Origin of the sequence: Methyloversatilis sp. (assembly GCF_030698125.1) — a bacterium.
Taxonomy (GTDB): Bacteria; Pseudomonadota; Gammaproteobacteria; order Burkholderiales; family Rhodocyclaceae; genus Methyloversatilis.
In genome coordinates this window covers 35251-62185 of sequence record NZ_JAUYNV010000013.1, presented here as the reverse complement: position 1 = coordinate 62185, position 26935 = coordinate 35251, and the positions used below count along the sequence as shown (strand labels likewise).

General features: G+C 68.4%; 24 protein-coding genes. 8 read left to right on the top strand and 16 right to left on the bottom strand.

Going from position 1 to position 26935, the window contains the following annotated elements:
• Positions 1-182: 182 nt before the first annotated feature.
• Positions 183-599 (top strand): MAE_28990/MAE_18760 family HEPN-like nuclease, encoded by a 417-nt coding sequence (locus Q8Q80_RS05965; RefSeq protein ID WP_305632041.1) that lies wholly within the window; start codon positions 183-185, stop codon positions 597-599.
• Here Q8Q80_RS05965 and Q8Q80_RS05960 read toward each other — a convergent pair.
• On the bottom strand, positions 551-1636 hold the full coding sequence (locus tag Q8Q80_RS05960) for a DNA cytosine methyltransferase (protein WP_305632040.1): 1086 nt from the start codon (positions 1634-1636) through the stop codon (positions 551-553). The two genes, Q8Q80_RS05965 and Q8Q80_RS05960, sit on opposite strands and share 49 nt — an antisense overlap.
• 182 nt (positions 1637-1818) lie before the next feature.
• On the opposite strand from Q8Q80_RS05960, the gene Q8Q80_RS05955 reads away from it, so the two are divergent.
• The 5 genes from Q8Q80_RS05955 (at position 1819) to Q8Q80_RS05935 (ending at position 6504) form a co-directional block, all read left to right on the top strand.
• Entirely contained in the window at positions 1819-2076 is a 258-nt protein-coding gene (locus Q8Q80_RS05955) for a type II toxin-antitoxin system Phd/YefM family antitoxin (protein ID WP_305632039.1), read from the top strand.
• 8 nt (positions 2077-2084) lie between these two features.
• Positions 2085-2510, top strand: coding sequence for a type II toxin-antitoxin system VapC family toxin (locus Q8Q80_RS05950; protein WP_305632038.1), 426 nt, complete (start codon positions 2085-2087; stop codon positions 2508-2510).
• A 169-nt stretch (positions 2511-2679) separates the two neighbouring features.
• Positions 2680-4812: a molybdopterin-dependent oxidoreductase gene (locus tag Q8Q80_RS05945; RefSeq protein ID WP_305632037.1), complete on the top strand. Its 2133-nt coding sequence runs from the start codon at positions 2680-2682 to the stop codon at positions 4810-4812.
• A gap of 7 nt (positions 4813-4819) precedes the next feature.
• The gene (locus tag Q8Q80_RS05940) at positions 4820-5125 is read left to right on the top strand and encodes a 4Fe-4S dicluster domain-containing protein (RefSeq protein ID WP_305632036.1); all 306 of its coding nucleotides are present in this window, start codon (positions 4820-4822) and stop codon (positions 5123-5125) included.
• Between the two features lie 26 nt (positions 5126-5151).
• Positions 5152-6504 (top strand): FAD-dependent oxidoreductase, encoded by a 1353-nt coding sequence (locus Q8Q80_RS05935; RefSeq protein ID WP_305632035.1) that lies wholly within the window; start codon positions 5152-5154, stop codon positions 6502-6504.
• A gap of 522 nt (positions 6505-7026) precedes the next feature.
• Here Q8Q80_RS05935 and Q8Q80_RS05930 read toward each other — a convergent pair.
• The 4 genes from Q8Q80_RS05930 to Q8Q80_RS05915 all read right to left on the bottom strand — a co-directional run bounded on the left by Q8Q80_RS05930 (position 7027) and on the right by Q8Q80_RS05915 (position 12767).
• Positions 7027-7812 (bottom strand): SDR family oxidoreductase, encoded by a 786-nt coding sequence (locus tag Q8Q80_RS05930; RefSeq protein WP_305632034.1) that lies wholly within the window; start codon positions 7810-7812, stop codon positions 7027-7029.
• 1 nt (position 7813) lies between these two features.
• On the bottom strand, positions 7814-10924 hold the full coding sequence (locus tag Q8Q80_RS05925) for an efflux RND transporter permease subunit (protein ID WP_305632033.1): 3111 nt from the start codon (positions 10922-10924) through the stop codon (positions 7814-7816).
• A complete protein-coding gene (locus Q8Q80_RS05920; RefSeq protein WP_305632032.1) occupies positions 10921-12054 on the bottom strand; it encodes an efflux RND transporter periplasmic adaptor subunit in 1134 nt (377 codons plus the stop codon). The genes Q8Q80_RS05925 and Q8Q80_RS05920 overlap by 4 nt, the downstream gene beginning before the upstream one ends.
• An 80-nt stretch (positions 12055-12134) precedes the next feature.
• The gene (locus Q8Q80_RS05915) at positions 12135-12767 is read right to left on the bottom strand and encodes a TetR/AcrR family transcriptional regulator (RefSeq protein WP_305632031.1); all 633 of its coding nucleotides are present in this window, start codon (positions 12765-12767) and stop codon (positions 12135-12137) included.
• A gap of 81 nt (positions 12768-12848) precedes the next feature.
• On the opposite strand from Q8Q80_RS05915, the gene Q8Q80_RS05910 reads away from it, so the two are divergent.
• Together Q8Q80_RS05910 and Q8Q80_RS05905 are read left to right on the top strand one after the other, a co-directional pair.
• Positions 12849-14354, top strand: a complete 1506-nt coding sequence (locus Q8Q80_RS05910) for an efflux transporter outer membrane subunit (RefSeq protein WP_305632030.1) — start codon at positions 12849-12851, stop codon at positions 14352-14354.
• 105 nt (positions 14355-14459) lie between these two features.
• Positions 14460-16490 (top strand): sigma-54-dependent Fis family transcriptional regulator, encoded by a 2031-nt coding sequence (locus Q8Q80_RS05905; protein ID WP_305632029.1) that lies wholly within the window; start codon positions 14460-14462, stop codon positions 16488-16490.
• A gap of 110 nt (positions 16491-16600) precedes the next feature.
• Here the strand turns inward: Q8Q80_RS05905 and Q8Q80_RS05900 are convergent, their stop codons facing one another.
• The 11 genes from Q8Q80_RS05900 to rsxA form a co-directional block, all read right to left on the bottom strand.
• Positions 16601-17854, bottom strand: coding sequence for an Hsp70 family protein (locus tag Q8Q80_RS05900; RefSeq protein WP_305632028.1), 1254 nt, complete (start codon positions 17852-17854; stop codon positions 16601-16603).
• 58 nt (positions 17855-17912) lie between these two features.
• Positions 17913-18854, bottom strand: a complete 942-nt coding sequence (locus Q8Q80_RS05895) for a VTT domain-containing protein (RefSeq protein ID WP_305632027.1) — start codon at positions 18852-18854, stop codon at positions 17913-17915.
• Positions 18855-18974: 120 nt separating this feature from the next.
• Positions 18975-19796 (bottom strand): ankyrin repeat domain-containing protein, encoded by an 822-nt coding sequence (locus tag Q8Q80_RS05890; RefSeq protein ID WP_305632026.1) that lies wholly within the window; start codon positions 19794-19796, stop codon positions 18975-18977.
• Complete coding sequence (locus Q8Q80_RS05885) at positions 19793-21463, bottom strand: SagB family peptide dehydrogenase (RefSeq protein ID WP_305632025.1); 1671 nt, start codon at positions 21461-21463, stop codon at positions 19793-19795. The genes Q8Q80_RS05890 and Q8Q80_RS05885 overlap by 4 nt, the downstream gene beginning before the upstream one ends.
• Positions 21450-21734 carry an RnfH family protein gene (locus Q8Q80_RS05880; protein ID WP_257080270.1) on the bottom strand — a complete coding sequence of 95 codons (285 nt, stop codon included), beginning with the start codon at positions 21732-21734 and terminating at the stop codon, positions 21450-21452. The genes Q8Q80_RS05885 and Q8Q80_RS05880 overlap by 14 nt, the downstream gene beginning before the upstream one ends.
• Positions 21735-21746: 12 nt before the next feature.
• A complete protein-coding gene (locus Q8Q80_RS05875) occupies positions 21747-22430 on the bottom strand; it encodes an electron transport complex subunit E (protein WP_305632024.1) in 684 nt (227 codons plus the stop codon).
• Positions 22427-23077 (bottom strand): electron transport complex subunit RsxG, encoded by a 651-nt coding sequence (rsxG, locus tag Q8Q80_RS05870; protein WP_305632023.1) that lies wholly within the window; start codon positions 23075-23077, stop codon positions 22427-22429. Before rsxG ends, Q8Q80_RS05875 begins: the two co-directional genes overlap by 4 nt.
• The gene (locus Q8Q80_RS05865; RefSeq protein ID WP_305632022.1) at positions 23074-24147 is read right to left on the bottom strand and encodes an RnfABCDGE type electron transport complex subunit D; all 1074 of its coding nucleotides are present in this window, start codon (positions 24145-24147) and stop codon (positions 23074-23076) included. Before Q8Q80_RS05865 ends, rsxG begins: the two co-directional genes overlap by 4 nt.
• Entirely contained in the window at positions 24144-25658 is a 1515-nt protein-coding gene (gene rsxC / locus Q8Q80_RS05860) for an electron transport complex subunit RsxC (RefSeq protein WP_305632021.1), read from the bottom strand. The genes Q8Q80_RS05865 and rsxC overlap by 4 nt, the downstream gene beginning before the upstream one ends.
• A 4-nt stretch (positions 25659-25662) precedes the next feature.
• Complete coding sequence (locus Q8Q80_RS05855) at positions 25663-26199, bottom strand: RnfABCDGE type electron transport complex subunit B (protein WP_305632020.1); 537 nt, start codon at positions 26197-26199, stop codon at positions 25663-25665.
• Between the two features lies 1 nt (position 26200).
• Positions 26201-26791, bottom strand: a complete 591-nt coding sequence (rsxA, locus tag Q8Q80_RS05850; protein ID WP_305632019.1) for an electron transport complex subunit RsxA — start codon at positions 26789-26791, stop codon at positions 26201-26203.
• Between the last annotated feature and the right edge of the window lie 144 nt (positions 26792-26935).

The following is a 26935-nucleotide window of genomic DNA, read 5'->3' as shown; positions in this document are numbered from 1 at the left end:
CACCTGCGCCTTGAACTCTTCACTGTGCCGCCGCCGCTTGCGTTTCACTGCCACCTTCGCTTGCATAGTGTCCACCTAAAAATTGGCGGACACTACGGGCCGACTTCTCCTGCCTCAAGGTGGAACGGCTGGACGCTTACGTTCTGAAGACAGTCAGGAAGGAAAAGAACACTGCGGTCCTCATGTCTGCAGCCCCGCTGCACAAGAGCCTCTTCTCTTACTGGATTTCAGACTGGCAAGGCCGGGCCTCTGCTAAAGACAAGCGGGGGGACGGCATCTCCGGCAGCGTTGACGGCCTCGTGTTCTACGAGCAGCTGAAAAAGTTCGGCGTGGTGGATCCGACACCGGACGATAGGCCACCCAGCCACTTGACGAGCCCGGCTCTTCAGGCAGTCAAGACAAAGCGAAACCTGCTGGCGCACGGGGAGAAGAGCTTCACCGACCTTGGTCGAGACCTTTCGGTCGAGTCTCTGGAAGCTGACTCTTCATCGGTCTTTGACACCCTGCGCAAGATTGCTGCCGAGGTAGACAATTACCTGCGGAACCAGCGCTACCTAGCGCAACCGCCCGCTCCTGCGGCTGCGCCTGCAGCGGCCTGAACCGACGCGTTAAGGGCCTTGGCCACTGCCTCTCCCAGCTTCGGAGGAACAGCATTGCCAATAAGCCTAGCGACCGTCTTGACGGATACCTTCTCGCCTTCCCGGGCAAAGCGGTAAGTCTCAGGGAACGACTGGAAAATCGCCGCCTCGCGAAGGGAAATGCCGCGGTGCTGCTCCGGGTGACCGAAGCGGCCGTTGCCGTAACCATTGCATAGGGTAGTCATCGTCGGCGCGGGTTTGTCCCATTCCATGCGCCCGTAAACGCCCGCGGAGTGCTTGCCGCTTTCCCGCTGGTGGCAGGCAGCCACCAAATGATCCGGCCAGTCGCGCCAAGTACCGCCTGGCTTGCTGACTCGGATGCGCGCACGATTAAGTTCTGAAAGGTTTGAGGCGACGTGCAGGGGGTCACTTTTGCAGGCCTGACCATCCTTGAGCTTCTTTAGGTGTCCCACAGCGCGGCGCACCGTCACCCAGTTCTCCGATCCTTTGTGCGTCGGTTCTGGCGCGGCTACCGGGCCGAGTCGGGATGCCACGAGTACCAGCCGTTTTCGCTGCTGGGGCGTGCCGTAGTCGGCAGCGTTGACTACTGCGTAGGCCACTTGATACCCCCCCCGCTTCAATGCGCACAGAAAATCTTTGAAAGGCTGCGCCTTCTGCAAGCGAGGTACGTTTTCCATGGTGACTAAGTCTGGCCGGCTTTCGTCCACCAGACGGGCGAACTCCCGGAGCAAACGCCACTTGGCTTTGTCGACAGAGGCTGTGTTGGCGTAACTAGAAAACGGCTGGCATGGAGCACATCCAGCCAAGAGCCGCACAACACCTGGCGACCACAGCGCATTCAGCTCTTCGCCGCTAACCGTTGTGACATCGCGCAGCAGGAACCTAGCTCCTTCGTGGTTGGCTTCATAGGGGTACTGACACGCTGGGTCCACGTCGATGCCTGCAACCACACGAACCCCTTGGGTCGCCAGCCCACAAGATAGGCCACCGGCGCCACAAAAGAGGTCAACCCCCTCAATACGGATGCCATCGATCACTTTTGAGCCAATTTCGTCTAACTTAATCGCGAGATTCTCGCATCTTCAGACGCAACTTTGTAAGCGTCCGATCGCCTTAACGGAATCGCCCTAAATCGACCCAAGTAAGAACTACCCCCTTTGTCTGACCCCACCCCACTTGCTGAAAATCTAGTCAGTCATCTGGTTTGTTCGAGGTAATCATGGATACATGGTCTGTTCAGGATGCAAAAGCGCGGTTCAGTGAGTTTCTGGATGCCTGCCTCGCAGAGGGGCCGCAGATGGTGACCCGGCGCGGCATTGAAGCGGCCGTGCTGGTGCCGGTTCAGGAGTGGCGCAGGCTGCAGTCGGCCGCGCGTCCTTCGCTGAAGGAACTGCTGCTGTCCGATGACGCGCGCGCTGAGGCGATCGCACCGCCGCGCGGACACGGCCGACGTCGGCCGGTCGAAGCCCAGAAGTAGTTACTTATTTGCATCGGCTCGATACAAACGTCGTTTCGGAGCTGCGCAGGCCCAGACCTCACGGGGGTGTCGTGGCGTGGCTGCAATCGGTCGATGACTCCAGCCTGTTTCTTTCTGCCGTCACGATCGGCGAGATTCAGGCAGGCATCGAGCTGACGCGCGAACAGGACGCCGCCAAGGCGGCCGAGATTGAGGTCTGGCTGGAGCAGGTCGCCGGGGCGTACAACGTGCTGCCGATGGATGGTGCGGCATTCCGGCATTGGGCAAAGCTCATGCATCGCAAGTCCGACACCTTGTACGAAGACGCGATGATTGCCGCGACAGCGCGGTCGCACGGCCTGACCGTGGTGTCGCGCAACGTGACCGACTTCAAGGCGCTGGGCATCGACGCATTCGATCCGTTTGCGCAGCGCGGTACGCCGAACGATCGATAGCCCGACATGCCCCGGGGGCGCCCCACCCCCTGGCACCCCCCTTTTTTCGCTGACTGGCCCTGTCGCCTCAGGTGCTTCGTCTCCTATCTTGTCCCGGTGCCATCGCGCAGCCGGCGCGTCGTCGACGCGCCCGGCCGCCCTGCCTTCAACGCCACCCCGGGAGACTTCCATGTCAGTGCATCTGAGTGAAACGCGCGTCGTGCGCGGCGCCTGTCCGCAGGATTGTCCGGATACCTGTGCCTTCCTGTACCACGTGGAGGACGACAAGCTGGTGGAAGTGACCGGCGACCCGGATCACCCGATGACGCGTGGCGGGCTGTGCGTGAAGCTGAAGAATTTCGCCGAGCACCACTACAACCCGGACCGCCTGCTGTACCCGATGAAGCGCGTCGGGCCGAAGGGTTCGGGCATGTTCGAGCGCATTTCGTGGGACGCGGCACTGGCCGAGATCAAGGCGCGCTGGACCGACATCATCGACCGCCACGGCTCGCAGGCCATCATGCCTCACGGCTACCTCGGCCATCAGGGCACGCTGAACGGCCTGACCGCCGGCGACGCCTTCTTCAACCGGCTCGGTTCCTCGGTGGCGGAAAAGACCTATTGCGAATCCGGCTCGTCGACCGCGTGGATCATGACCGTCGGCCCGACCGGCGGGCTGGACGTGGAAAGCCTCGCCCACTCGAAGTACATCATCGTGTGGGGCATGAACATGCTCAACACCAACCTGCACGCCTGGCCCTTCATCGTCGAGGCGAAGGCCAAGGGCGCGAAGGTGGTGGTGATCGACCCGGTGCGCACGCGCACCGCGAAGCAGGCCGACTGGCACATCCGCATCAAGCCGGGCACCGACGGCGCACTGGCGCTGGGCATGATGAATGTGATCATCGCCGAAGGTCTGGTCGATGCCGATTACGTCGAAAAGTACACCGTGGGCTACGACCAGCTGGCGGCGCGCGCGGCCGAGTTTCCGCCCGAGCGGGTGTCGGACATCACCGGCATTCCGGTGCAGGACATCCTGACGCTGGCGCGCGAGTACGCCACCACGCAACCGTCGGCCATCCGCCAGGGCGTGGCGGTGGAGCGCAGCCCGGGCGGCGGCGACGCGATCCGCGCCATCACCTGTCTGCCGGCGCTGACCGGCGCCTGGCGCCATGTCGGTGGCGGCACGGTGGAAATGCCGATCTGGGAATTTCCGTTCCGCTTCGATTTCATGTGCCGGCCGGACTGGATCAAGCCGGGCACGCGCGTCATCAACGAACTCGATCTGGGCGCCGCGCTCACTGGCGCCATGCCGCTCGACCCGCCGATCAAGTCGCTGTTCGTCTACAACTCGAATCCGGTGTCGCAGGCGCCGAATGCCGGCCAGATCGTGGCCGGGCTGATGCGCGAAGACCTGTTCACGGTGGCCAGCGAACTGTTCATCACCGACACCGCGAAGTACGCCGACATCCTGCTGCCGGCCACCATGCAGGCGGAACAGCTCGACCTGATGGTGACCTGGGGTCATCTGTACGTGATGCTCAACACGCCGGCGATCGCGCCGCCGGGCGAATGCGTGCCCAATGTCGAACTGTTCCGCCGGCTGGCCGGTGCCATGGGATTCACCGACGAGCACTGGTCGCTGAGCGACGAGGAAATGATCCGCCGCTCGTACGACTGGGACGCACCGGCGATGCAGGGCATCACGCTGGAAAAGCTGAAGGACAAGGGCTGGATGCGGCTCAACGTCGGTCTGCCGGGCGAGCGCGCGCCGCATGCCGAGGGCAATTTCAAGACGCCGTCGGGCAAGTGCGAATTCGCGGCCAGCGCGGCGGCCGGCGGCAATTTCGTCGTGCCGGTGTGGCGCTCGGGCTATGAAGGCATGCAGCCGGGCACGCCGGTCGATGCGGTGCCCAATTACATCCCGTCGCACGAAAACGCGGCTTCCGAAGCGGCCAGCCGCTATCCGCTGAATCTCGTGTCGCCCAAGCCGCACGCCTTCCTGAACACGCAGTACGCCAACGAACCGACGCAGCAGCGCCGACAGGGCGAACAGCTCATCGTGATCCACCCGGTCGATGCGGGAAAGCGGGCGATCGAGCAAGGCAGCTATGTGCGCGTGTTCAACGAGCGTGGCGCCTTCGAGGCGCGCGCCGAACTGAGCGAGGATGTGTCGCCCGGGCTGATGATGACCAACGTCGGCCACTGGCCGGGTCTGAACCGCAGCGGCACGGCGGTCAATTCGACCACGTCGTCGCGCCACTGCAATCTGGGTCAGGCCGGCACGTACTGCGACAATCTGGTCGAAGTGCGGAAGGTGTGAGGGCGCCATGACCCACGTCGTCACCGAAAGCTGCCGCGGCTGCCGCTTCACCGACTGCGTGACCACCTGCCCGGTGGCCTGCTTCCATGTCAATGAGGTGCGCGTGTACATCAATCCGCAGGTGTGCATCGACTGCGGCGCCTGCATACCGGCCTGCCCGGTGCGCGCCATCGTCGAGGAATTCGACCTGCCGGAAGACCAGCTGCACTGGATGGACATCAATGCGAAGGCGGCGGAACGCTACCCGGTGATCCGCACCAAACTGCCGCCGCTGGACGGGGCCGACGACAAGCGCCGCCAGCTCGGCTTCTGAGCGCGATGGCCGTGGCAGGACAGCCAATGCGCGTCGCCATCGTCGGCAGCGGTCCGAGCGGCTTCTATGCCGCCGAGGCGCTGTTGGCGAGCGGGCTCGATGTCGAGGTCGACCTGCTGGAGCGCCTGCCGGTGCCGTACGGGCTGGTGCGCTTCGGCGTGGCGCCGGACCACGCGAAGCTGAAGTCGGTCAGCGCGGTGTTCGCGCAGATCGCCGCCGACCCGAAGCTGCGCTTCTTCGGCAATGTGGCGCTCGGCCGCGACGTGACCGCCGACGAGCTTGCCGCGATGTATCACGCGGTCATCGTGGCCTGCGGCGCCGGGGCGGACCGCACGCTCGGCATTCCCGGCGAAGACCTGCCGGGCGTGCATGCGGCGGGCGATTTCGTCGGCTGGTACAACGGCAGCCCGGATCACGCACATTTGTCGTTTGACCTGTCGCAGGAGGTGGCGGTGGTCATCGGCCAGGGAAATGTGGCGATCGACGTGTGTCGCATCCTCGCCCGTCCGGTCGACGAACTGCGCCGCACCGACATGGCGCAGCACGCGCTCGACGCGCTGGCCGGCTCGCGCATCCGCGACATCCACCTCGTGGGGCGGCGCGGTCCGGTGCAGGCGAAATTCACACCGAAGGAGCTGCGCGAACTGGGCACCCTGCCCGGCTGGCAGCCGGTGGTCGATCCGGCGGCGCTCGAACCCGGCGAGGCCTGCCGGCATGAACTGACGCTGCCCCATATCGTGCATGCGGCGAAGAATCTGGACATCCTGCGCGGCTTCGCCGCCCGGCCGATGGAAGCCGGACGACGCATCCACCTGCACTTCCTGCGCGCGCCAGCGGCCCTGCACGGTGACGGGCGCGTGCGCAGGATCGCGCTGGCCGGGCAGCAACTCGTCGGCGAGCCGGGTGCGCAGTCGGCCGTCGCGACCGGCGAGCAGTTCGAACTGGACGCCGGTCTGGTGTTCCGCAGCGTGGGCTATCGCGGCACCGCGTTGCCCGGCCTGCCATTCGACGCACGAGCGGGCGTGATTCCGAACGCCGGCGGCCGCGTCGTCGATGCAGCGGGCACACCACTGCCGGGCTGGTACGTCACCGGCTGGATCAAGCGCGGCCCGACCGGCGTCATCGGTACCAACCGCGCCGACAGCCTGGACACGGTGGCCGGGCTGCTGCAGGACGTGCCGGGCTTCACCGGTTCCCGGCCTGGCCGGCAGGCGCTGGCGTCCCTGCTCGACAGCCGGTCGCACCGGGTGATCGATTTCGCCGCCTGGCAGGCCATCGAACGTGTCGAACAGGCGCGTGGTCAGGCGCGTGACAAGCCGGCAGAAAAGTTCGTGCGCGTCGACGACATGCTGGCGGCCGCCCGCGGCGCGCCGCCGTAGCGCGCTTGGTTGGGGCGGTAATCGACGTGGGCGCGCGCGATGACGGGGTGATGTTGGGCATCGCTGCGCTCACCCCAACCTACGAGTGGTGCAGAGCGGACATTGCGGCGAGATCTCCTGATGCGGGGTGGCGTGCTGCGGTGGATGGGTGGCGCGGGGTGACCTTGGGATGTTGGGCATCGCTGCGCTCACCCCAACCTACGGGTGGGACGGTGGGGATGTTGCCGCGCTGTTTCACCATGCGGGGTGGGTGCGGCGGTGGCTGGGTGGTGCGGGGTGACCCTGGGGTGTTGGGCATCGCTGCGCTCACCCCAACCTACGGTGGGGCGGCGGGGATGTTGCGGCGCTGTTTCACCATGCGGGGTGGGTGCGGGGGTGGGTGGGTGGTGCGGGGGTGACCCTGGGGTGTTGGGCATCGCTGCGCTCACCCCAACCTACAGAAGCAAACGACAGCGGCGTGACGATCGTAGGTTGGGGTGAGCGCAGCGATGCCCAACAGCGGTCTTCATTCAGCGGCGCACTTCAGGCGAGCAGCGCCTGCATGATGCGGCGCTGCACGCTGCGCGGCGCGAGGCGCGCGGACCAGGCGGACAGCTTGTTCGCCAGCCCCGGCACCACGCCGGCGCGGCCCTGCATCAGCGCGCGGATGCCCGCTTCGGCGACCGGGCGCGGCGCCATCATCATCAGGTTCAACGTGGCCGACACATGGTGGCCGGAGCCTTTGAAAAACGCCGTCTTCGTGACGCCGGGCGACAGCACTGTGACCGTCACGCCGGCCGGCGCCAGTTCGTCGTGCAGCGCCTCGCCCAGCGCCAGCACATAGTGCTTGGTGCCCGCGTAGGCGGCGTAGAACGGCGCCGGCATGAAGCCGAGCAGGCTGGCCACCAGCAGGATGCGGCCGCGCCCGCGGCGCACCATGTCCTGCGCGTACTGCTGCGTCAGTTCGGTCAGCGTGACCATGTTGAGCTGCAGCATCTGCGGCAGCCGCACCGGATCGGCGTCGAGCAGCGGACCGTGCAGACCGAAGCCGGCGTTGTTGATCAGCATTTCGATGCGCAGCCCGCGCGCATCGGTGCGCCGCTTGAGCTCGGCGGCGGCGGCGGGCTGGGACAGGTCGATGCCTTCCACGACCACTTCGATGCCGTGCGCGCTGCGCAGCGCCTCGGCCAGCCGTTCCATGTCGGCGACGCCGCGCGCGGCGAGCACGAGGTTCATGCGGCGTGCGGCGAGGATGTGGGCGAATTCGACGCCCAGACCGCTGGATGCGCCGGTGATGAGTGCCCAGTTGCCGTTGTTCGATGTCTGCATTTCAATGCTCCGTCTGCAAGCGAGGGGGACGCGAAGGGGCGTGTCCGGCGGCCGGTGCGCCGATGCGGAACCACAGCGCGAACAGCGCCGGCAGGAACAGCAGCGTCAGCACGGTGCCGACGGCCGTCCCCCCGATCAGGGTATAGGCCAGCGCGCCCCAGAAGGTCGAGGTGGTCAGCGGGATGAACGCCAGCACCGCAGCCACTGCAGTCAGCAGCACCGGCCGGGCGCGCTGCACCGTGGCCTCGACGACGGCCTCGTGGCGATCCAGGCCGGCGGCACTGTTGGCTTCGATCTGGCCGACCAGGATGAGCGTGTTGCGCATCAGGATGCCGGCCAGCCCGATCAGGCCGAGGATGGCGTTGAAGCCGAACGGCTGGTCGAACAGCAGCAGCGCGGGCGCCGCACCGATCAGCCCGAGCGGCGCCGTCAGGAACACCATGGTCATCGCGGAAAAGGAACGCACCTGGATCATGATCACCGTCAGCATCAGCAGCAGCATGACCGGGAACACCGCCGCCAGCGCGAGATTGGCCTTGTTGCTTTCTTCGATCGAGCCGCCGGTGTCGATGCGGTAGCCGTCCGGCAGTGCGGCGCGCAGGTCGGTCAGCGCACGGTCGATGCCGGCCGACACGTCCGGCGGCTGCACATGCTCGGCGATGTCGCCGCGCACCACGATGGTCGGGTGGCGGTCGCGCCGGTGCAGCACCGGCTCTTCCTGCTGCACCTCGGTGCGCCCGATCTGGGCCAGCGGAATGCGCCGGCCGTCGGCGGCGATCAGGGACAGGGCGTCCAGCGTGGCCGGGTCGCTGCGATCAAATCCACCCTGCGGCCCGCCGACGCGCGCCACCACGGCCACCGAACGGATGTCTTCGCGCAACTCGGTCACGGGCACGCCATCGAGCAGAAACTGAAGCTGCTGCGCCGCCTCGGCCGGCGCGAGGCCGATCTGCCTGAGCCGCGCCTGATCGAGCACGAAATGCAGCGTGGCGGCCGGCCCGGTGTTGTCGCGATGCACCTCGCGCATGTCCGGATGGGCGCGCATCACCGCTTCGACGTCGCTGGCGATGGCGCGCAGGCGGTCGAGGTCCGGGCCACTCACCCGGTAGGACACCGGGAACGGCACCGGCGGGCCGAACAGCAATTGCGTGGCACGCACGCGCGCTTCCGGCGCGAGGCCCTCGGCGACACGTTCGCGCAGGCGCTGCCTGAGAATGTCGCGTTCCGCGGCGCCGGCGGTCAGCACGATGATCTTGGCGAATGCCGGATCGGGCAGTTCCTGCGACAGCGAAAAGAAGAAGCGCGGCGCGCCCTGCCCGATGTACGCGGTGACGACGCGCGACTCCGGCTGCTGCCTGAGCCAGCCCTCGACCGTTTCGGTCGTGCGCTGCGTGGCGGTGATGTCGCTGCCCGACGGCAGCGTCACCTCGACAATCAGTTCCGGCCGCTCGGACACCGGGAAGAACTGCTTCTTCACGACGACCATCGCACCCACCGATGCACCGAACATGAGCAGCACGACCAGCGCCACCGTGCCCTTGCGCCGCACGCACCACCCGACCAGCGCACGCAGCTGCCGGTAGCGCGGCGTGTCGTAGATGGCGCGGGCGCCGCCCGGCACGGCGGCCACGGCCGGCAGCAGCTTCACCCCGAGGTAGGGCGTGAACACGACGGCGACCAGCCAGGACATCAGCAGCGAAAAGGCAACGATCCAGAAAATGTTGCCGGCGTACTCGCCGGCACTCGACGCCGCGAAGCCGACCGGCATCAGCCCGATCACCGTCACCGCGGTGCCGGACAGCATGGGCGCGGCGGTCACCGTCCACGCGTGTGCAGCCGCTTCGACGCGCGCCATGCCTTCCTGCATCTTCACCACCATCATTTCGATGGCGATGATGGCGTCGTCCACCAGCAGGCCGAGCGACAGGATGAGCGCACCCAGCGTGATGCGGTCGAATTCGCGCCCGGTCATCAGCATGACGATGAAGACGGCCGCCAGCGTCAGCGGCACCGCCGCGGCGACGATCACGCCCTCGCGCCAGCCGAGCGACAGGAAACTCACGCCGGTCACCACCGCCAGCGCGACGAAGAACTTCAGCATGAATTCGTCCACCGCCTGGGTGATGTTCACCGCCTGGTCGGAAATCTTCGTGAAGCTGAGCCCGAGCGGCAGTTCGGCGGCGAGGGCCGCTTCTTCGGCGGCGAGTGCGCGGTCGAGCTCCAGGCCGTTCCAGCCGGGCCGCATCACCACGCCGACGATCATCGACGGTTCGCCGTCGTGGCGGATCAGGAAGGTGGCCGGATCCTCGAAGCCGCGCCGGATGTCGGCGATGTCGCCCAGCCGGAAGGTGCGATCGCCGGCGCGCACCGGGGTGTCGCGCAGCGTGTCGACACCGGCGTAGGCGCCATCGAGCCGCAGGAACACGCGCGGGCCGTCGGTGCCGACCGAGCCGGCCGGCGTCACCGCGTTCTGCCGCGCCAGCGCATCGAAAATGTCGCGCGCATCGATGCCCAGCGTGGTCAGCCGCTCGTACGACAACTCGACGAACACCCGCTCCGGCCGCTCGCCGATGATGTTCACCTTGTTTACACCGGGCACGCGCAGCAGCCGCTCGCGCAGCCGTTCCGCCTCGCGCACCAGATCGCGCTGCGGCAGGTCGCGCGCCTTGAGCGCATACAGCGCGAAATTCACGTCGGAGTATTCGTCGTTGATGAACGGCCCGTAAACGCCGGGCGGCAGGCGGCGCGCCTCATCACCCAACTTCTTGCGCGCCTGGTAGAACTGCTCCGGCACGTCGGCCGGGCGGGTCGAATCCTTCAGCGTCAGCGTGGCGAACATCAGGCCGGGCCGGGTGAAGGTTTCCACCCGGTCGTAGCCGGCCAGTTCCTGCATGCGCTTTTCCAGCGGCTCGGCCACCAGATCCTGCATCTGCTGTGCGGTGGCACCGGGCCAGGCGGCGCTGAAGGTCATCACCTTGATGCTGAACACCGGGTCTTCGGCCCGGCCCAGCTTGAAGAAGGCAAACACGCCGGACACCGCCACCGCGATGATCAGGAACAGCGTGACCGCGCGCTCGCGCACGGCGAGCGCCGACAGGTTGAGGCGGCTCATGGCGCGCGCCCCGCGGCGGCGAGTGCCGTGTCGAGGCCGCGCACGGCGCTGCCGTCGCGCAGCAGATGGGCGCCGAGCGCGACGATGCGTTCGCCGGCACGCAGGCCGGCGGAAATCGACGCACTGTCGTGACCCAGACCGGCCAGCGTGACCGGGCGGAAGGTGACACGGCTGGTGTCGCCGGCCTGTTCGATCACCCAGACGCCCGGACCCTGGCCGGCGTCGTGCAGCGCGGCGATCGGCACCCGCACCCGCTCGCCCGCTGCGTCGCCCGACATGGGGTCGAGCGCAAGGGTGACCGTGCTGCCGATCGGTGCCTGCGCCGCGGCGCCGTCGAGCAGGTAGCGCGCTTCGAAGGTGCGGCTGCGCGGGTCGGCCGCGTCGGACAACTGGCGCAGGCGGGCCGTGAAGGTGGCGCCCGGCAGGCTGTGCAAGGTGGCGGTGGCGCTCGAGCCGACAGCCGGGCGCACCGATTCGGGCAGGTTGACCAGCGCCTCGCGCGCGCCCGAGCGCGCCAGCCGCACGACCGGCTCGCCGGCGCGCACCACCTGGCCCGGTTCGACGAGGGTGTCCACCACCACGCCATCGCTGTCGGCCACCAGCAGCGAGTAACCGGCCGCATTGCGCGCCACCTGCTGCTGCGCCAGCGCCGCGTCGAGCAGGGCCTGCGCGCTGTCGGCGCCGGCGACCGCCTGGTCGCGCACCTGGGCCGACACGGCGCCCTGCTCCACCATTCCGCGCAGCCGCTGCTCGTCGGCGCGCGCCTGTATCGCGCGCGCCCGCGCCGCCTCGACCGCCGCGGCCTGCGCCGCGAGCGCCAGATTGAGGTCGGCGGCATCGAGGCGCATCAGCGGCTGGCCGCGCCGTACGGTCTGACCGGTATCGACCAGGCGCTCGACCACCTTGCCGGCGACCCGGAAACCCAGGTCACCGACTACACGCGAGGTCACCACGCCGGTGTAGGACTGGGACGCCGCACGATCCGGCTGCACGACGGCAACAGCCACGCGCGGCACACCGGTGCGCGGGTCGGGCTGTGCCGGCTGGGTGCATGCGGCGAGGGCAAGAACGAGCGGGATTGCGAAGACGACGCCGATGACGGCGGGGAGGCGAAGCGGGCGGGCATCCATGACCGGGCACTTTCGGAAAGAGAGCGCCCAGTTTCGTAACAAGTTACGAATAAGTCAACTAGTAACCTGAAAACTGTTGCTCAAGGCGAAAGGCTGCGCAGCACCAGGCTGGACACCGCCGCCGCGTTCACGGCGATTTCCTCGCGCGGCGTCTGTTCGAGCATCACCGGATGGCAGAACGGCGACGTGGTGACGAAAATGGCGCGGCACACCTCGTCGAGCGGCGTCTTGCGCTCGAATTCGCCGCGCTCGCGGCCATCGGCGACGATGCGGCACAGCGCCTGCAGGATGGCGTCCTTGTGCTGCGCCACCGAGCCCCAGCCCTCTTCGACCGCCGCAACCACGATGTCGTGCAACCGGCGCTCGTTGAAGAACAGTTCGAAGCCTTCTTCGAAAAGCGCGCGGTAGAAGCGTCTCAGCCGATCCGCGGCAGGTGCGTCCTCGCTCGCGATGGCCATCAGCCGTTCGTCCAGCGGCTGCAGCGTCATCCTGCAGACCGCCTCGCCGATCGCCTGCTTGGACTCGAAGAAGCGATAGACGTAGGCGCTCGACACACCGATGGCGCGCGCCAGGTCGGCCACCGTGGTCTTCTGGTAACCGTAGTGACGGAAGTGTTCGTCGGCGGCGGCGATGATCTGCTCGCGCCGTTCGTGTTCGACCGGGCCGCGCTGACCGGTCGCCAAAGGGGTGTCGTGGGCTGCGATGTCATCCATGAAGCAAGGTTACAAGGTCGACCCTGCATTGACAACGAGTAACGAGTATATAAACTTGTAACTCTTTATCAGGAGCGCGCAATGCCGTCATCCCTCCGCCGCCTGCCGACTGCCGCCGTCTGGATGCTGACCGGCCTCACCCTGGGTGGCTGCGCGGTCGGCCCCGACTTCCGCCGCCCCGAACCGCCGGCCGGCACGCATTTCGTGTCGGCCGGCGCCGTCGACGTGCGCAGTGCTCCGGCCGGTGCCGAAGATCCCGTGCGCTGGTGGACCGGCTTCGACGACCCGCTGCTCGACCGCATCGTCGCGCGCGTGCTGGCCGGCAACCTCGATCTGGCGGTCGCGGCGGCACGGCTCGAACAGGCGCGTGCGGGGCTGGCGGTGCGCACGGCCATCCAGCGCCCGTCCGGCCAGTTGGGCGCCGAGGCGGCCACCGGCCGACTGTCGGTACAGACGCCGCTGGGTCGCCTGCTCGACGCGCGCCCCGGCTTTGACCGCACGGCCGACGAATACGCGCTCAATGCAGGGTCAAGCTGGGAACTGGACCTGTTCGGTGGCCTGCAGCGCGGCGAGGACGCCGCCCGCGCCGACTATCTGGCGGCCGGTGCCGGCGAGGCGGGCGCGCGACTCGCCGTGGTGGCGCAGGCGGCCGACACCTATATATACGTGCGGGCGCTGCAGTCGCGGCTGCAGGTGCTGCACGAACAGATCGATACGCAGCGCCGTCTGGTCGGGCTGATTGCGCTGCAGGTGTCGCGCGGTCTGGCCGCCGAACTGCAGCTCGATCAGGCGCAGGGCGCGCTGGCGGAAGTCGAGGCCGCGCTGCCCGCACTCGAAGCCGGGCGCGATGCCGCGATGTTCGCGCTCGACGTGCTGACCGGCGATGCCCCCGGCCACTGGCGCGCCGAACTCGAACCGCCCGCTGCGCTGCCGCGTGCGCCGGCGGTCGCCACGGCGGGCGGCCCCGCCAGCCTGATCCGGCGCCGGCCCGACCTGATGGCGGCCGAATACCGGCTGGCCGCCTCGAATGCGCGCATCGGCGAAGCCATCGCCGCGTACTACCCGCGCATGGCGCTGACCGGCCTGCTGGGTTTTGCCACGACGGGCGGCGACAGCCTGATCGCGTCGGGCGCCGCGCAAGCCCGTCTGGCCGCCGGCCTGCGCTGGCGCCTGTTCGACTTCGGGCGCGTCGACGCCGAAGTGGCCGCCGCCCGCGGCGGCGAAGCCGAGGCGCTGGCGCACTATCGGCAAGCCGTGCTGCGTGCCACCGAAGAGGTCGAGAATGCCTTCACCGCGCTGGTCAAGCGCGAGGCGCAGGCCGCGACGCTGAGCACCGGCGAGGCGGCGCTGACCCGGGCACGCACGCGCGCCTTCGCGGCCTGGCAGGGCGGCGTGGTCAGTCTGGTCGAGGTGCTCGACGCGGACAGCCGGTTGCTGCGCACGCGCGACGCGCGCATCCAGGCCGAAGCCGACGCCGCGCGGGCCGCAGTGGCATCGTTCCGCGCGCTGGGCGGCGGCTGGCAGCCGGCCGTGACCGATGACACACAGCCACGACCGGTCGCGGGCACGCCGGGCACCGACGGGTAAGGTTGGCACCATCGCGGCGGTCTGATCGAGGGTCCAGTGACCCCGTGATGACCGATGCCCGCGATGCCCCCGCCCTTTTCTTTTTCCTTTTCCCTTCCCCTTCCAATGCCCGGAAGCGAAGCTCGCTCGGCCGACGCCAGCGTACTGGTGAAGCCGCCCGCCCGCGGTCTGGTCATCGCCTTCGTCGTCGCGACCGTGATCAGCGTGGTGCTGGCCAGCGCGGTGTACCTGCAGACGCGGGCGCTCGAACGGGCGTCGGAACGGCTGTTCACGATGCGCCTGCCCGCGCTGGAGGCGATCTCCAGCCTGCGCGGACCGATCGCGGCACAGCAGGCCATCCTGTATCGCTACTACGCCAGCCGCGACGTGAATGAATTCCGGCAGCTGTATCGCAGCAATCACGCCATGCTGGTGACCCAGCTGGACAAGCTGGAAAACGCGCTCGACGACCAGGACGCGACGATCTGCCGCATCGGCTTGGGCGAAGTGCAGAGCCTGGCGGAACAACTCGAAAGCGCGCTGTCCAGCCCGCGCCCGGATGATGGCGCGGCCATGGCGCTGCTGTCGCAGGTCGGCCTGCACGCCGACGAGATGGGCGGTGAATTGGCCAGCATCGTCGACGACATCCGCAGCGAGTTCAGCGCCAGTGTCGAGGAAACCCACGCCGCGACGCGTTTCATCGCCTTCATCGTCCATGGCTATTCGGCCGTCCTGCTGCTGCTCGGCACGCTGGTGGCATTCAACCTGAAGCGCTACTTCGACGCCAGCGGCCATCAGCGCACGATTGCGCTGTTTCCCGAGCGCAATCCGTCGGCCGTGCTGCGGCTGGACAGCAGGGGTGCCATCACCTACGCCAACCCGGGGGCGCGCGACCTGCTGGCGGTGATCGGCCACACCGGCGGCGAGCCGCTGCGCCTGCTGCCCGATGACCTCGCCGAGCGGCTGCGTGCGCTGCGCGAGGCGGCGCCGCCGTCAGCCGACTGGGAATACGCGGTCGGCGATCGCATCCTGCACTGCAAGGCGCACTACATCGAACAGGACGACGTGTTTCACGCCTACCCGGTGGACGTGACCGCGCAGCGCGAAGCGGAGCGCGCGCTCAATGACGCACTCGGTCAGGTGAGCGAACTGGGCAAGCGGCTGGCCGACGAGAACGTCTATCTGAAGGCGGAAATGCTGACGGCGACACCGTCGTCGGACATCGTCGGCCAGAGCCCGAAGCTGAACGAGGTGCTGGCGCGCATCGACCAGGTCGCCGGCACGTCGGCCACCGTGCTTATCCTCGGCGAAAGCGGCGTCGGCAAGGAATCGCTGGCACGCGCGCTGCACGACCGCAGCGACCGCAGCGACAAACCCTTCATCAAGCTCAACTGCGCGGCCATCCCGTCGAATCTGGTCGAAAGCGAACTGTTCGGCCACGAGAAAGGCGCCTTCACCGGCGCTGCGACACGCCGGCTCGGCCGCTTCGAACTGGCCGACGGAGGCACCCTGTTCCTCGACGAAATCGGCGAGCTGCCGCCGGACACCCAGGCCAAGTTGCTGCGCGTGCTGCAGGAACACGAATTCGAGCGGGTCGGCGGGCAGACCACGGTCAAGGTCGACGTGCGCATCGTCGTCGCCACCCACCGCGACCTCAAGGCCATGGTGAAGGACGGCAGCTTCCGCGCCGACCTGTACTACCGCATCAATGTGTTCCCGGTCGAGCTGCCGCCGCTGCGCCAGCGCCGGGAAGACATTCCGGCGCTGGTTGCGCACTTCCTGAAGAAATTCTCGACCGACCATGGCAAGGCGATCGACGGCGTATCGGCACGTGCGCTGGAGCGGCTGCAGGCCTACGACTGGCCGGGCAATATCCGCGAGCTGCAGAACGTGATCGAGCGCGCCACCATCGTGTGCCGCGGCAGCGTGCTCGACGTGCCCCCGCTGGGCGACAACACGGGTCCGCCAACCGCGACTGCGGCCACCGCCCTCGACCTCGAATCGGTCGAGCGCCGCCACATCACCCAGGTGCTGGGCGACCGCAACTGGGTCATCGAAGGCAAATCCGGCGCCGCCGCCACGCTGGGCCTGGCTGCCGGCACCCTGCGCTCGCGCATGAAAAAGCTCGGCATCGAACGGCCACGGGGAGGTGCATAAGCGACCGCCCTGCCGCGGGTGAGCCCGGTACGGTGTGCGGGGTGTGATGCTGGCTGGGGGAGCACCTGTGGGAGCGGCGGCCTCGGCAACTGCGGCCGCGCAACGGCCGATCAACCGTAGCGCTGCCTCGCCACGACGGCCAGGCCGCAGCCGACGCTGCCGTACAGGTCGCCCTCGACCGGGCGTGCTTTCGGGAAGCGCCGGGACAGCGCGTCACGCAGCACCGGCACGGCACTCGAGCCGCCGGTGAAGAACAGCGTGTCGAGCGTATCCGCCCGCACGCCGGCGTGATCCAGGCAGCGCTGCGCGGCGGCGCACACGCGTTCGATCTCGGCGGCGATGGCGGCTTCGAACTGCGGGCGCGTCAGCGTCACCGCCAGGCCGGCTTCGGCCACATCGAGATCGAGCTCGCAGGCGAGCGCCTGCGACAGTTCGATCTTCGCCGCTTCCGAGCGCATGGCGATGCGGTGGCCGCTGCGCTCGCGCACCACGCGCAGCAGGCGGTCGAAGCGCTTCGTGTCGACCACGTCGAGTCGCATGTCCTGCAGGCTGGCCAGCACGGCGCGCGGATAGGCGAGATGGATGGTGTGCCAGGTGGCCAGCTGGAAATAGGTGGTGTTGGGCAGGATGGCGCCGCTGGCCAGCAGACCGCCCATGCCCAGCTCGGGCATGACGCAGGCGAGCGACAGCCGCTTGTCGAAATCGGTGCCGCCGATATGCACGCCGCTGGTGCCCAGCAGGTCGGCGCTGCGGTCGGTCGCCTTGCGCCGCTTGGGTGACAGGCGGACCAGGGAAAAGTCGGACGTGCCGCCGCCGATGTCGACCACCAGCACCAGCGATTCCCGCTCGACGGTCTGTTCGAACGCATGCGCCGCGGCGATCGGTTCGAACTGGAAACTGACGTCACGAAAGCCCAGTCCGCGCACGATCTGCGCCAGCGTGTCTTCGGCCAGCTGGTCGGCTTCGGGATCATCGTCGACGAAATACACCGGCCGGCCGATGACCACCTGGTCGAAGCCGCAGCGCGCCGCGGTTTCGGCGCGCTTGCGGATTTCGGCGAGAAAGCCGCCGATCAGGTCGCGGAAGGCGAGGTGACGGCCGCCCACATCGGTGCCGGTGTCCATCAGGCCGCTGCCGAGCAGGCTTTTCATCGAGCGCATCAGGCGCCCCTCGTAACCTTCGAGGTATTCGTTGAGCGCCGCACGGCCGAACGACATCGTGTCTTCGTCGAGATTGAAGAACACGGCCGACGGCAGCGTCAGCCGCCCCGCTTCCAGCGGCAACAGACGGGCGACCGCACCGTCGTGCACCGCGGCGGTGGAGTTGGAGGTACCGAAATCGATGCCGCAGGCGGTCAGGCTCATGATGCGTTCACTACATGGACAACAAGGGCGCGCAGCCTACGGCGCTGCGCAAGCCGGGTCAAACGCCGGCGGCCGGCTCGATCGTCTCCAGCCGGTAGCCGGCCGCCTTCCAGCCGCCGATGCCGCCGAGCAGCGGACGCGCGTCGGCGATGCCGGCAGCGCGCAGCTTCAAGGTGGCACGCACCGCCGACACGTCGTTCGGGCACGCGCAGTACACGATGACCGGCCGGTCGCGCGGCAACCGGTGCGCCTCGGCATCGATCCGTTCGAGCGCGATCAGCAACGCACCGGGAATGCGCACCGGTTCGGCGTCGGTGATCAGCCCCGAGCGCACGTCGATCACCGTCACGTCGACGCCGCTGTCGAGCATGTCCAGCAGGTCGGCGGGCGCCAGCCGGACCGCGCGCAGCGCCTTCATCGCGCGCTGGCGGTCGAACCAGCGATACCCGATGTACAACGCGAGCAGCGTGCCGACCACGGCGGCCGCCACCGACCCCAGGCCGGCCAGATAGTCGAGCACGGCACCGATCTGTTCGTGGAACACCAGTCCGATGGCCAGCGCGGCGCCCGCCCACAGCAGCGCACCGGCGGTATTGAACAACATGAAGGCGCTCGGCCGCATGCCCAGCGCACCGGCCAGCGGCGGCGCCAGCGTGGACAGGCCGGGCACGAACTTGGCGATCACCAGCGTCGCCAGACCGTAGCGGGAGAAGGTCGATTCGCTGGTGCGCACGCAGGTGTCGGGCGACAGCGAAATGCGGCACAGCAGCTTCAGCACGCGATGGCCGTGCCGCCGGCCAGCGACGTACCAGGCCAGATCGCCCGGTGTCGATGCCAGCACCGCCACCAGCAGTGCGATCACGCCATACATCGGATCGTCGGCCACGCGCGCGCCGGCCAGCATGACCAGCGGCATGGCCGGAATCGGCAACCCGAGCTGTTCCGCCAGCACCACGGCAAACAGCAACCACAGGCCGTACTGGGCCGGCAACTCACTCACAGCATTCCCCCGACAGACTTGCGCAGGCGTCGACGATGACACATCGTCGCGACGTCATGCGCGCTGCCGGCCGGATTCGCGGACGAAGCCCGAACGGTCGCTGCAGGGGCCCGGATCAGTTCAGCGCACGGTGTGTCGCAGCAGGCGCAGGCATTCCACGGTGGCGGCCAGATCGGCGGCGAGGTAATCGTCGTCGGTGCGGATCATCGGATCCGCACCGCATTCGAGCAGCAGCGCCAGCATGTCGTGCTTGCCGCTCGACGCGGTGTACATCAGCGCGGTGGCGCCGGTGTCGTTGCGGTTGTCGACATGGATGCCTGCCGCGACCAGCGCACGCACGATGCCGGCCTGACCGGACACGCAGGCCAGCCACAGCGCATTGTTGCCGTCGCCGTTGCGCCGATCGACGGCGACCCCGAGCGCCAGCAGTTCGTCCACGAGATCGGCCCGGCCGGACAGCGCCGCGCGCATCAGCGGCGTCAGGCCGTGTTCGCGGGAAACATCGAGATCGCTGGCGTCAAAGCCGTGTTCGGCCACGAAGGCCTGCAGCGCAGCCGAACCGCCAGCCGACGGAGGCTGCCCGGCACCTTCCGACGCGCGCCGGCCAAGCGCCGCGGCGAGCGCATCGTGGCCGCCGTCGACGCTGTAGACCTCGGCGTAGCGGAAGTCGGCGAACATGCCCGCCCAGGTCTTGCTGGCGTTGCCGTGGTAACAGTAGATGAGCACCGGCGTCGACCGGCCGACCGCCTGCATGGCGTCGCCGAAGCCGGCTTCGGTCAGATGCTGCGCGCCGGCGATGTGCGCGCGTTCGTAGCTGGCACGGTCGCGCGTGTCGAACAGTGCGAGCGACGCGAGGCCGCCGCTGCGATGGCGCAGCAGCAGGTCGGCCGCCTGGTCGGCGGGAATGCAGCGATGGCGGGAAGCGGTCGCGGTGTCGTTCATGGCGTGGGTTCCGGTTCGGCCGGGGTACGCTGCGCGTAGGCCGGCGATGATTCGATGCGCGCATCGTCGATCGCGCGCCCGAGGGTGAAGTGATACAGCGTCTGGTGCGCCGTGCCTTCGAGGCCGATCAGCTCGTGCACTGCGTCGTCGAAAAAGCAGCCGATGCCGGTGCCGCGCAGGCCCATCGCCTCCGCCTCGGCATAGAGCACCTGGCCAATGAGTCCGGCCTGCCGGTGCAGATCGCGATAGTTGGCGGCGGACGCCGCCAGCGCGGCTTCGAACTCGCACAGCATGCCGAGCGCAAGGCAGGCGTTGGCGGCGATGTCCTGATGGCAGTGCAGGCTGCGGGCAAGACGCGCAAGCGCCATCGGTTCCATCGCCGCCAGCCGGTAGAGCGGCATGGCGACACCGTCCACGGGCACCAGGTCGTGCTGGCGGGCCAGCCGCGCCGGCACGCCCTGTTCGACGCGGCCGCGCGACAGCAGATAGACCCCGGGCGACAGGTTTTCGACGCGATGCACGAACAGCAGCAGATCGATGCGCCAGCCGCCGGGCAGCGCATCCCACGGCATGGCGCCGGACGGCTGCAGCCGTTCCAGCAGACGTTCGAAGGCGTCGCGCGCCAGCACCTCCCGCGCATCGAAGCGCTGCGCGCTGCGTCGCCCCAGCAGCACGTCGGCAACCGATCGCCCGCAGGCGGCAAACACCACCTCCGGACGCACGACGGCAACCGGCGCTGCGCCCTGCACGGCGCCGCGGGTGGCGGCCGCCACCTCGCCCACCGCCGTCCAGCGATACATCGGATGGCGGTCCACCGTGCTCGCCGTGCCGAACCACTGTACGTGTCCGAGCCCGGGCAGTGGCGGACCGTCGCCGCCATCGCAGCCGATGGCGAGCAGCAGTTCGGCCTCCTCGATTTCGGTGTCGACGGTACGGCGTGCCGGAAAGTCCTGCAGGCGATCGGTGCCGGCGAGCGCCGCCAGCGACGCCCCGTCGATGTCCGGCTGCGCCTGCAGCGTCCAGCCGAGCACGGCCGCCGCATAGCGCAACGCACCGACTGCGTGACCCGTATCCAGCTGGCAGTAGCGGAAGGCGCGTTCGCCGTACTTCCATGCCTCGCGCCACATGACCGACGTCAGCACGACGTGCACGCCGGCGCTTCCGGCGGAACAAGCACCATGGCGGGCGCGGCATTCCAGCTCGTGCGTCTCCGGCAGGTAGTGGTACAGCCCGTCAGCGAGCGCATCGAGCCCGCGTATCACCAGATACGCCTCCACCGGGTGCAGGTTGCCGCTGGACGGATTGGCGCGCACCGCCCAGCGGTCCGGGCCGCTCGATTTCCACGCCGTCAGCCCGAGCGACAGGTGCAGCAGCGCGCCCAGCGTGTGCAGCGACAGCGGCAATGGCGGCAGCGGCGCATCGAGCGCGGCGAAGTCCTGATCGAGGCGCGGCCGGGCCGGATTGGCGTCGTCGGTCGCCAGCGGCAGCGTGCTGCGCGGCGCACCTTCGAAGTGCCGGAATGGCGAAGGTTGCGCGTCCCAGTCCAGCGTCTCCGGGCCGGCGGCATACGCGGCGTAGCGGTGGCGGGTGCGCAGGTGATAGGCGCGCACGACCTCGACAGCAGACGCGGTCGCGCCCGGCGCCTGCTCCGTTTCAGTCGTCGTCATCGTCGTCCGACACGCCGTTCTTGCGCGGCACCGTTTCCGGGTCGCAGATGATCGGCCGATAGATTTCGATGCGGTCGCCCGGGCGCAGCGGTGCGTCCTTCTTCACGACCTTGCCGAACACGCCGACCTTCTGCCGGCTGAGGTCGATGTCCGGACACAGCTTCAGGATGCCCGACAGCTCAATGCCTTCGGCCACCGTGCAGGTGTCCGGCACGTCGATCTTCAGCCAGTGGTTGGCGATACTTCCAGCGTAGGCAACGGCGATCCGCATGGCGCGCCTCCTTCAGTGAGCGGCCTGCGCGCCGGTCAGCGCAGCGGCACGCCGATCGGCGCGCCGCTGCAGCCAGCGGCGTCCCGCGATCAGCAGGCCGAGCGCCAGGAATCCGCCCGGCGGCAGGATCATGAACAACGCGCCGGAATCCGCCGGCAGCACCTTCGTTTCGAGAAAGGCGAAATGCGGCCCGAGCAGCAGATGTGCATTCGCGAACAGCGTGCCGGCACCGGTGATTTCGCGCAGCGCACCCATCACGGTCAGCGCCAGCGTGAAGCCGAGGCCGGTGGCCAGACCGTCGAATGCCGACAGCGCCGCCGACTGGCGCGACGCGAAGGCCTCGGCGCGGCCGAGCACCGCGCAATTGACGACAATCAGCGCGATGAAGATGCCGAGCACCTTGTACAGGTCGTGGAACCAGGCGTTCAGGCCCATATCGACCAGCGTCACCATGCCGGCGATCAGCACGATGAAGACCGGAATGCGCACCTCGTCGCTGACCCAGTGACGCAGCGACGAAATGAGCGCATTCGACATGACCAGCACGACCATGGTCGCCAGACCCATGCCCAGACCATTGGTCGCGCTGCTGGTCACCGCCATGGCCGGACACAGCCCGAGCATCTGGCCGAGCACCGCATTGTTGTCCCACAGGCCGTCGCGTGCGACGGTCTTTGCTGACGGACTGTCACTCATGGTTTTTCCCCGCTGACCTGCACCGCCTCGCCGCTCGCATCCGCCGTCAGTTCAGCGCGGTGTGCAGCGAGAAATTCGAGGCCTTTCTTGACTGTCGCGACGACCGCGCGCGGCGTGATGGTGGCGCCGGCGAACTGGTCGAAGTCGCCGCCGTCCTTCTTCACCGCCCAGCGCGCCGGTGCCGGCTGCTGCTGCGACTTGCCGTCGAAAGAACGTATCCAGTCATGGCGCGCGACCTCGATCTTGTCGCCCAGGCCCGGTGTTTCGTTGTGCTTCGTCACCCGCACGCCGACGATGCGACCGTCGACATCGACCGCCATCAGCAGCACGATGCGCCCGCCGTAGCCGTAGCCCGACATTTCGAACAGCAGCGCGCGCAGCGCGCCCTGCTTGCGCGCGCGATGCACGGTCAGCGGAGCGCCATCCGGCCCGGCCAGCTGCAGTGTGTCGGTCAGCAGGTTGTTGTCTGCATAGCCGGCCGGCAGGATCTGTTCGAGCTGCTGCCGCGTGTCATCGGATTGCGCCTGCGCGATCCGGTCGCGGGTCGCGAACTGGCCGAAGGCGAGGAATGCGGTGGTCACCAGCATCACCACACCCAGCGACGCGCCCGGAAACCACAGTGCGTCGGGTGCGCGCGAACCGCTCATCGCGTGACCTCCTGTGCCCGGCGCGCGTCCAGCGGCTTGCCGCCGATGCGCCGGCCGAAGATGCGCGGCCGGGCCCACAGGTCGAGCAGCGGTGTGGCGGCATTCATCAGCAGGATGGCGAAACCGACACCTTCCGGATAGCCGCCCCAGGTGCGGATCAACCAGGTCAGCAGACCCGCACCGAGGGCGAATATCCACTGCCCGAACGGCGCACTGGGCGACGTCACGTAGTCGGTGGCGATGAAGAAGGCGCACAGCAGCGCACCGCCCGACAGCAGATGGGTGGTCGCCGGCAGGAAGGCCTGCGGCGCCGCGGCGTGCGCGATGGCCGCCGGAATGCACAGGCCGGCAAGAAAACCGAGCGGAATGCGCAGGCCGATGACGCGCTTGAACACCAGGAACAGCCCGCCGGCGCCGATCAGCAGCGCCGACGTTTCGCCCAGGCTGCCGGCGCGCAGGCCCAGCATCGACTGTTCCGGCAGAAAGCCGTGCAGCGCATCGACCAGCGTCAGGCCGCGTCCCAGTTCGGTCTTCACGTGACCGAGCAGCGACGCACTGGTCAGCGCATCGGGGATGCCGCCGTTCAGGCCAATGGCAATCGCCTGTGCGAGGTCGGTGCCCTGGGCCAGCACCTGCGGGCTCACCCACTGCGTCATGTGAACCGGGAACGACACCAGCAGTACCGTGCGTCCGACCATGGCCGGATTGAACACATTGCAGCCCAGCCCGCCGAACACCTGCTTGGCGATGACGATGGAAATGAAGCCGCCAAGCACGCCGATCCACCAGGGTGCCCAGGGCGGCAGCGACATGGCGAGCAGCCAGCCGGTCAGCGCGGCCGAGCCGTCGGACAATACTGGCGCAACGCGCCGGCCGGACCACTGCAGGCACAGCGCTTCGGCCAGCACACAGGACAGCACGGTGACCGCCCACAGGCAGAAGGCCGGCCAGCCGAACTGCCAGAAGCCGGCCAGGGTCGCCGGCACCAGGGCCGCCATGACCAGCGCCATGATGTGGCCGCTGGTGCGCCGCGACAGCGCGTGCGGCGACGCCTGGACTGGCGAGTTCATGCCGATTCCTCCTGCGTTGCGGACGCCTTCGCCGCCGCTTCGGCCGCCTGCGCGGCGGCACGCTCGGCTTTCCGGCGGGCGTGCATTTCAGCTTTTTCACGCGCTTCGCGTTCGTGGCGCGCGGCGCGCGCCTCGGTCAGTTCGCGCACTTCGTCGAGCCGCTTGCGTTCGCGTTCGCGCGCCATCAGTTCGCCGCGGGCGTGCGCGAAGTACTGCACCAGCGGTATGCGCGACGGGCACACATAACCGCAGGCGCCGCAGGTGAGGCAGTCGCGCAGGCCGATGTCCTCGGCTTGCCCCAGTTCGCCGGCATTGATGCGGTTGGCCATTTCCAGTGGCATCAGGCCGACCGGACAGGCGACGACGCAGCTGCCGCAGCGGATGCAGGCGCTCGGCTCACGTTCGCCGACTTCGGCCGCGGTGAGCGCGAGCACGCCGCTGGCGCCCTTGCCGACCGGTACGTCGAGGTCGGGCACGGCCACGCCCATCATCGGCCCGCCGACCACCAGCCGGGCCGGCTCGCGCGTCAGTCCGCCAGCGCGCTCGACCAGCCATGACATCGGCGTGCCGACACGCACGCGCATGTTGCGCGGTGCCGCAACGGCACCGCCGGCCACCGTTATCACCCGCTCGGTCAGCGCTTCGCCGTGGCGCAGTGCACGCCACACCGCCGCCGCCGTGCCCACGTTGTGCACCACCACGCCGACGTCGGCCGCGCGCCCGCCCGCCGGCGGCTCGACACCGAGCAGCGTGTGGATGAGCTGGCGTTCGGCACCCATCGGATAGCGGCTCGGAATGCGCACGACCGACACTTCCGGGTAGGGATGTGCCGCCAACTTCATGGCGTCGATGGCATCAGGCTTGTTGTCCTCGATGCCCACCAGCAGGTGCTGTGCCCCGGTGGCGCGCAGCAGCAGGCGCGCGCCCTCGATGATGTCGCCGGCGCACTCCTGCATCAGCCGGTCGTCGCACGACAGATAGGGCTCGCATTCGCTGCCGTTGAGGATGACGGTGTGAATGCCGCTGCGCTGGCCCAGCGCCAGCTTGACGGCTGCCGGAAACGCGGCACCACCCATGCCGACGACCCCGGCCGCCGCGACGCGACGGGCAATCTCTTCCGGCGCCAGATTGATCGGATACGGTTCGACGTCGCGCGGCGCCCAGCGGTCGAGACCATCCGGGCGCAGCGTGATGCCCTGCCCCGGCAACCCCGACGGATGCGGCATCGGCGCGTCGCCGATCGCCAGCACCGTGCCCGACGTCGACGCATGCACGTGCGCCGACACATGACCGACCGCTTCGGCCACCAGCTGACCGCGCAGCACGTGGTCGCCAACCTTCACCACCGGCCGCGCCGGTGCGCCGGCCTGCTGCGACAGCGGCAGCACCAGCAGCGGCGGCAGCCCGGCATCAGCGATGTCCAGCCCGGCCGCCGGAAACTTGTGGCTGTCCGGGTGGATGCCCCAGCGCGTGAGCAGGCGCCGGATCGGCGGGATGACGACGTGAGCCATGACTTCAGGCCGCCATCACGGGCTTCGGCATCACCCAGGTGCCCGCCGTGGCCGGCAGTGCCTGCATCGTGATGGCGCCGGTCGGACATTTGTCGGCGCACTGGTTGCAGCCGGTGCAGGCTTCGGCGAACACGCCGTGCAGCTGCTTCATCGCGCCGACGATGGCATCGGACGGACACAGGCGGTAGCACTTGGTGCAGCCGATGCAGATCGCGTCCTCGATGACCGCGATCTTCGGCGCCTCTTCCATGTCGTCGTCGCCCAGCGTGATGCCGAGGTGTCCGGCAATCGCCAGCGCCACCACCTTGCCACCGGGCGGGCAGCAGGTCGGCGACGCCTCGCCCTCGACGATGGCCTGCGCCGCGCCTTCGCAACCGGGGAAGCCGCACTGACCGCAATTGGCGGCCGGCAGCATCGCCACGATCTCTTCCACGCGGCTGTCGCCCTCGACGGCGAACTTGCGCGCCGCCACACCGAGCACGACGCCGAGACCTGAGCCGATGGCGGCCAGGCTCATCACTGCGGTGATCATCTGTTCCATTTCAGCCTCCTGCTGCGGGTACGAGCCCGGTAAAACCCATGAATGCCAGCGCCAGCAGGCTGGCCGTGACGAACGCGATCGGCGCGCCCTCGAAACTGTCGGGCACGCGCGCCAGCTGCAGCCGCTCGCGCAGCCCGGCGAACAGCACCATCACCAATGTGAAACCGACACCCGACGCGAAACCGGTCAGCACGCTCATGCCGACGCCGAGCGCCGACTGCGCATTGAGCAGCGGGATGCCGAGCACGGCGCAGTTGGTGGTGATCAGCGGCAGGTAGATGCCGAGCACGCGGTGCAGGTCGGGCGTGGATTTGCGCATCGCCATTTCGACGAACTGCACGACGGCGGCGATGACGACGATGTACGACAGGATGCGCAGGTAGCCCAGGTCGAACGGCAGCAACAGCGCGTGTTCCAGTACCCAGGCGGCCAGCGCCGACAGTGTCATGACGAAGGTGGTCGCCAGCCCCATGCCGAAGGCGCTGTCGATCTTCTTCGACACGCCCATGAAGGGGCACAGGCCGAGGAAGCGGACCAGCACCACGTTGTTGACCAGCGCTATGCCGATTACTGCAAGCAAGACATCACGCATTGCGACCTCCTTGTTGCAGGCCTCAATGCATGTGGCGTGCCATGCCCGCCCCGACATGCCGCGCCGCTGCCGGCGCCACCCGGCAAATCCGCCGCAACGGCCGTACCGGCGCGATTTCCGGCCGTTGGCCGCGCAATCCGCAAG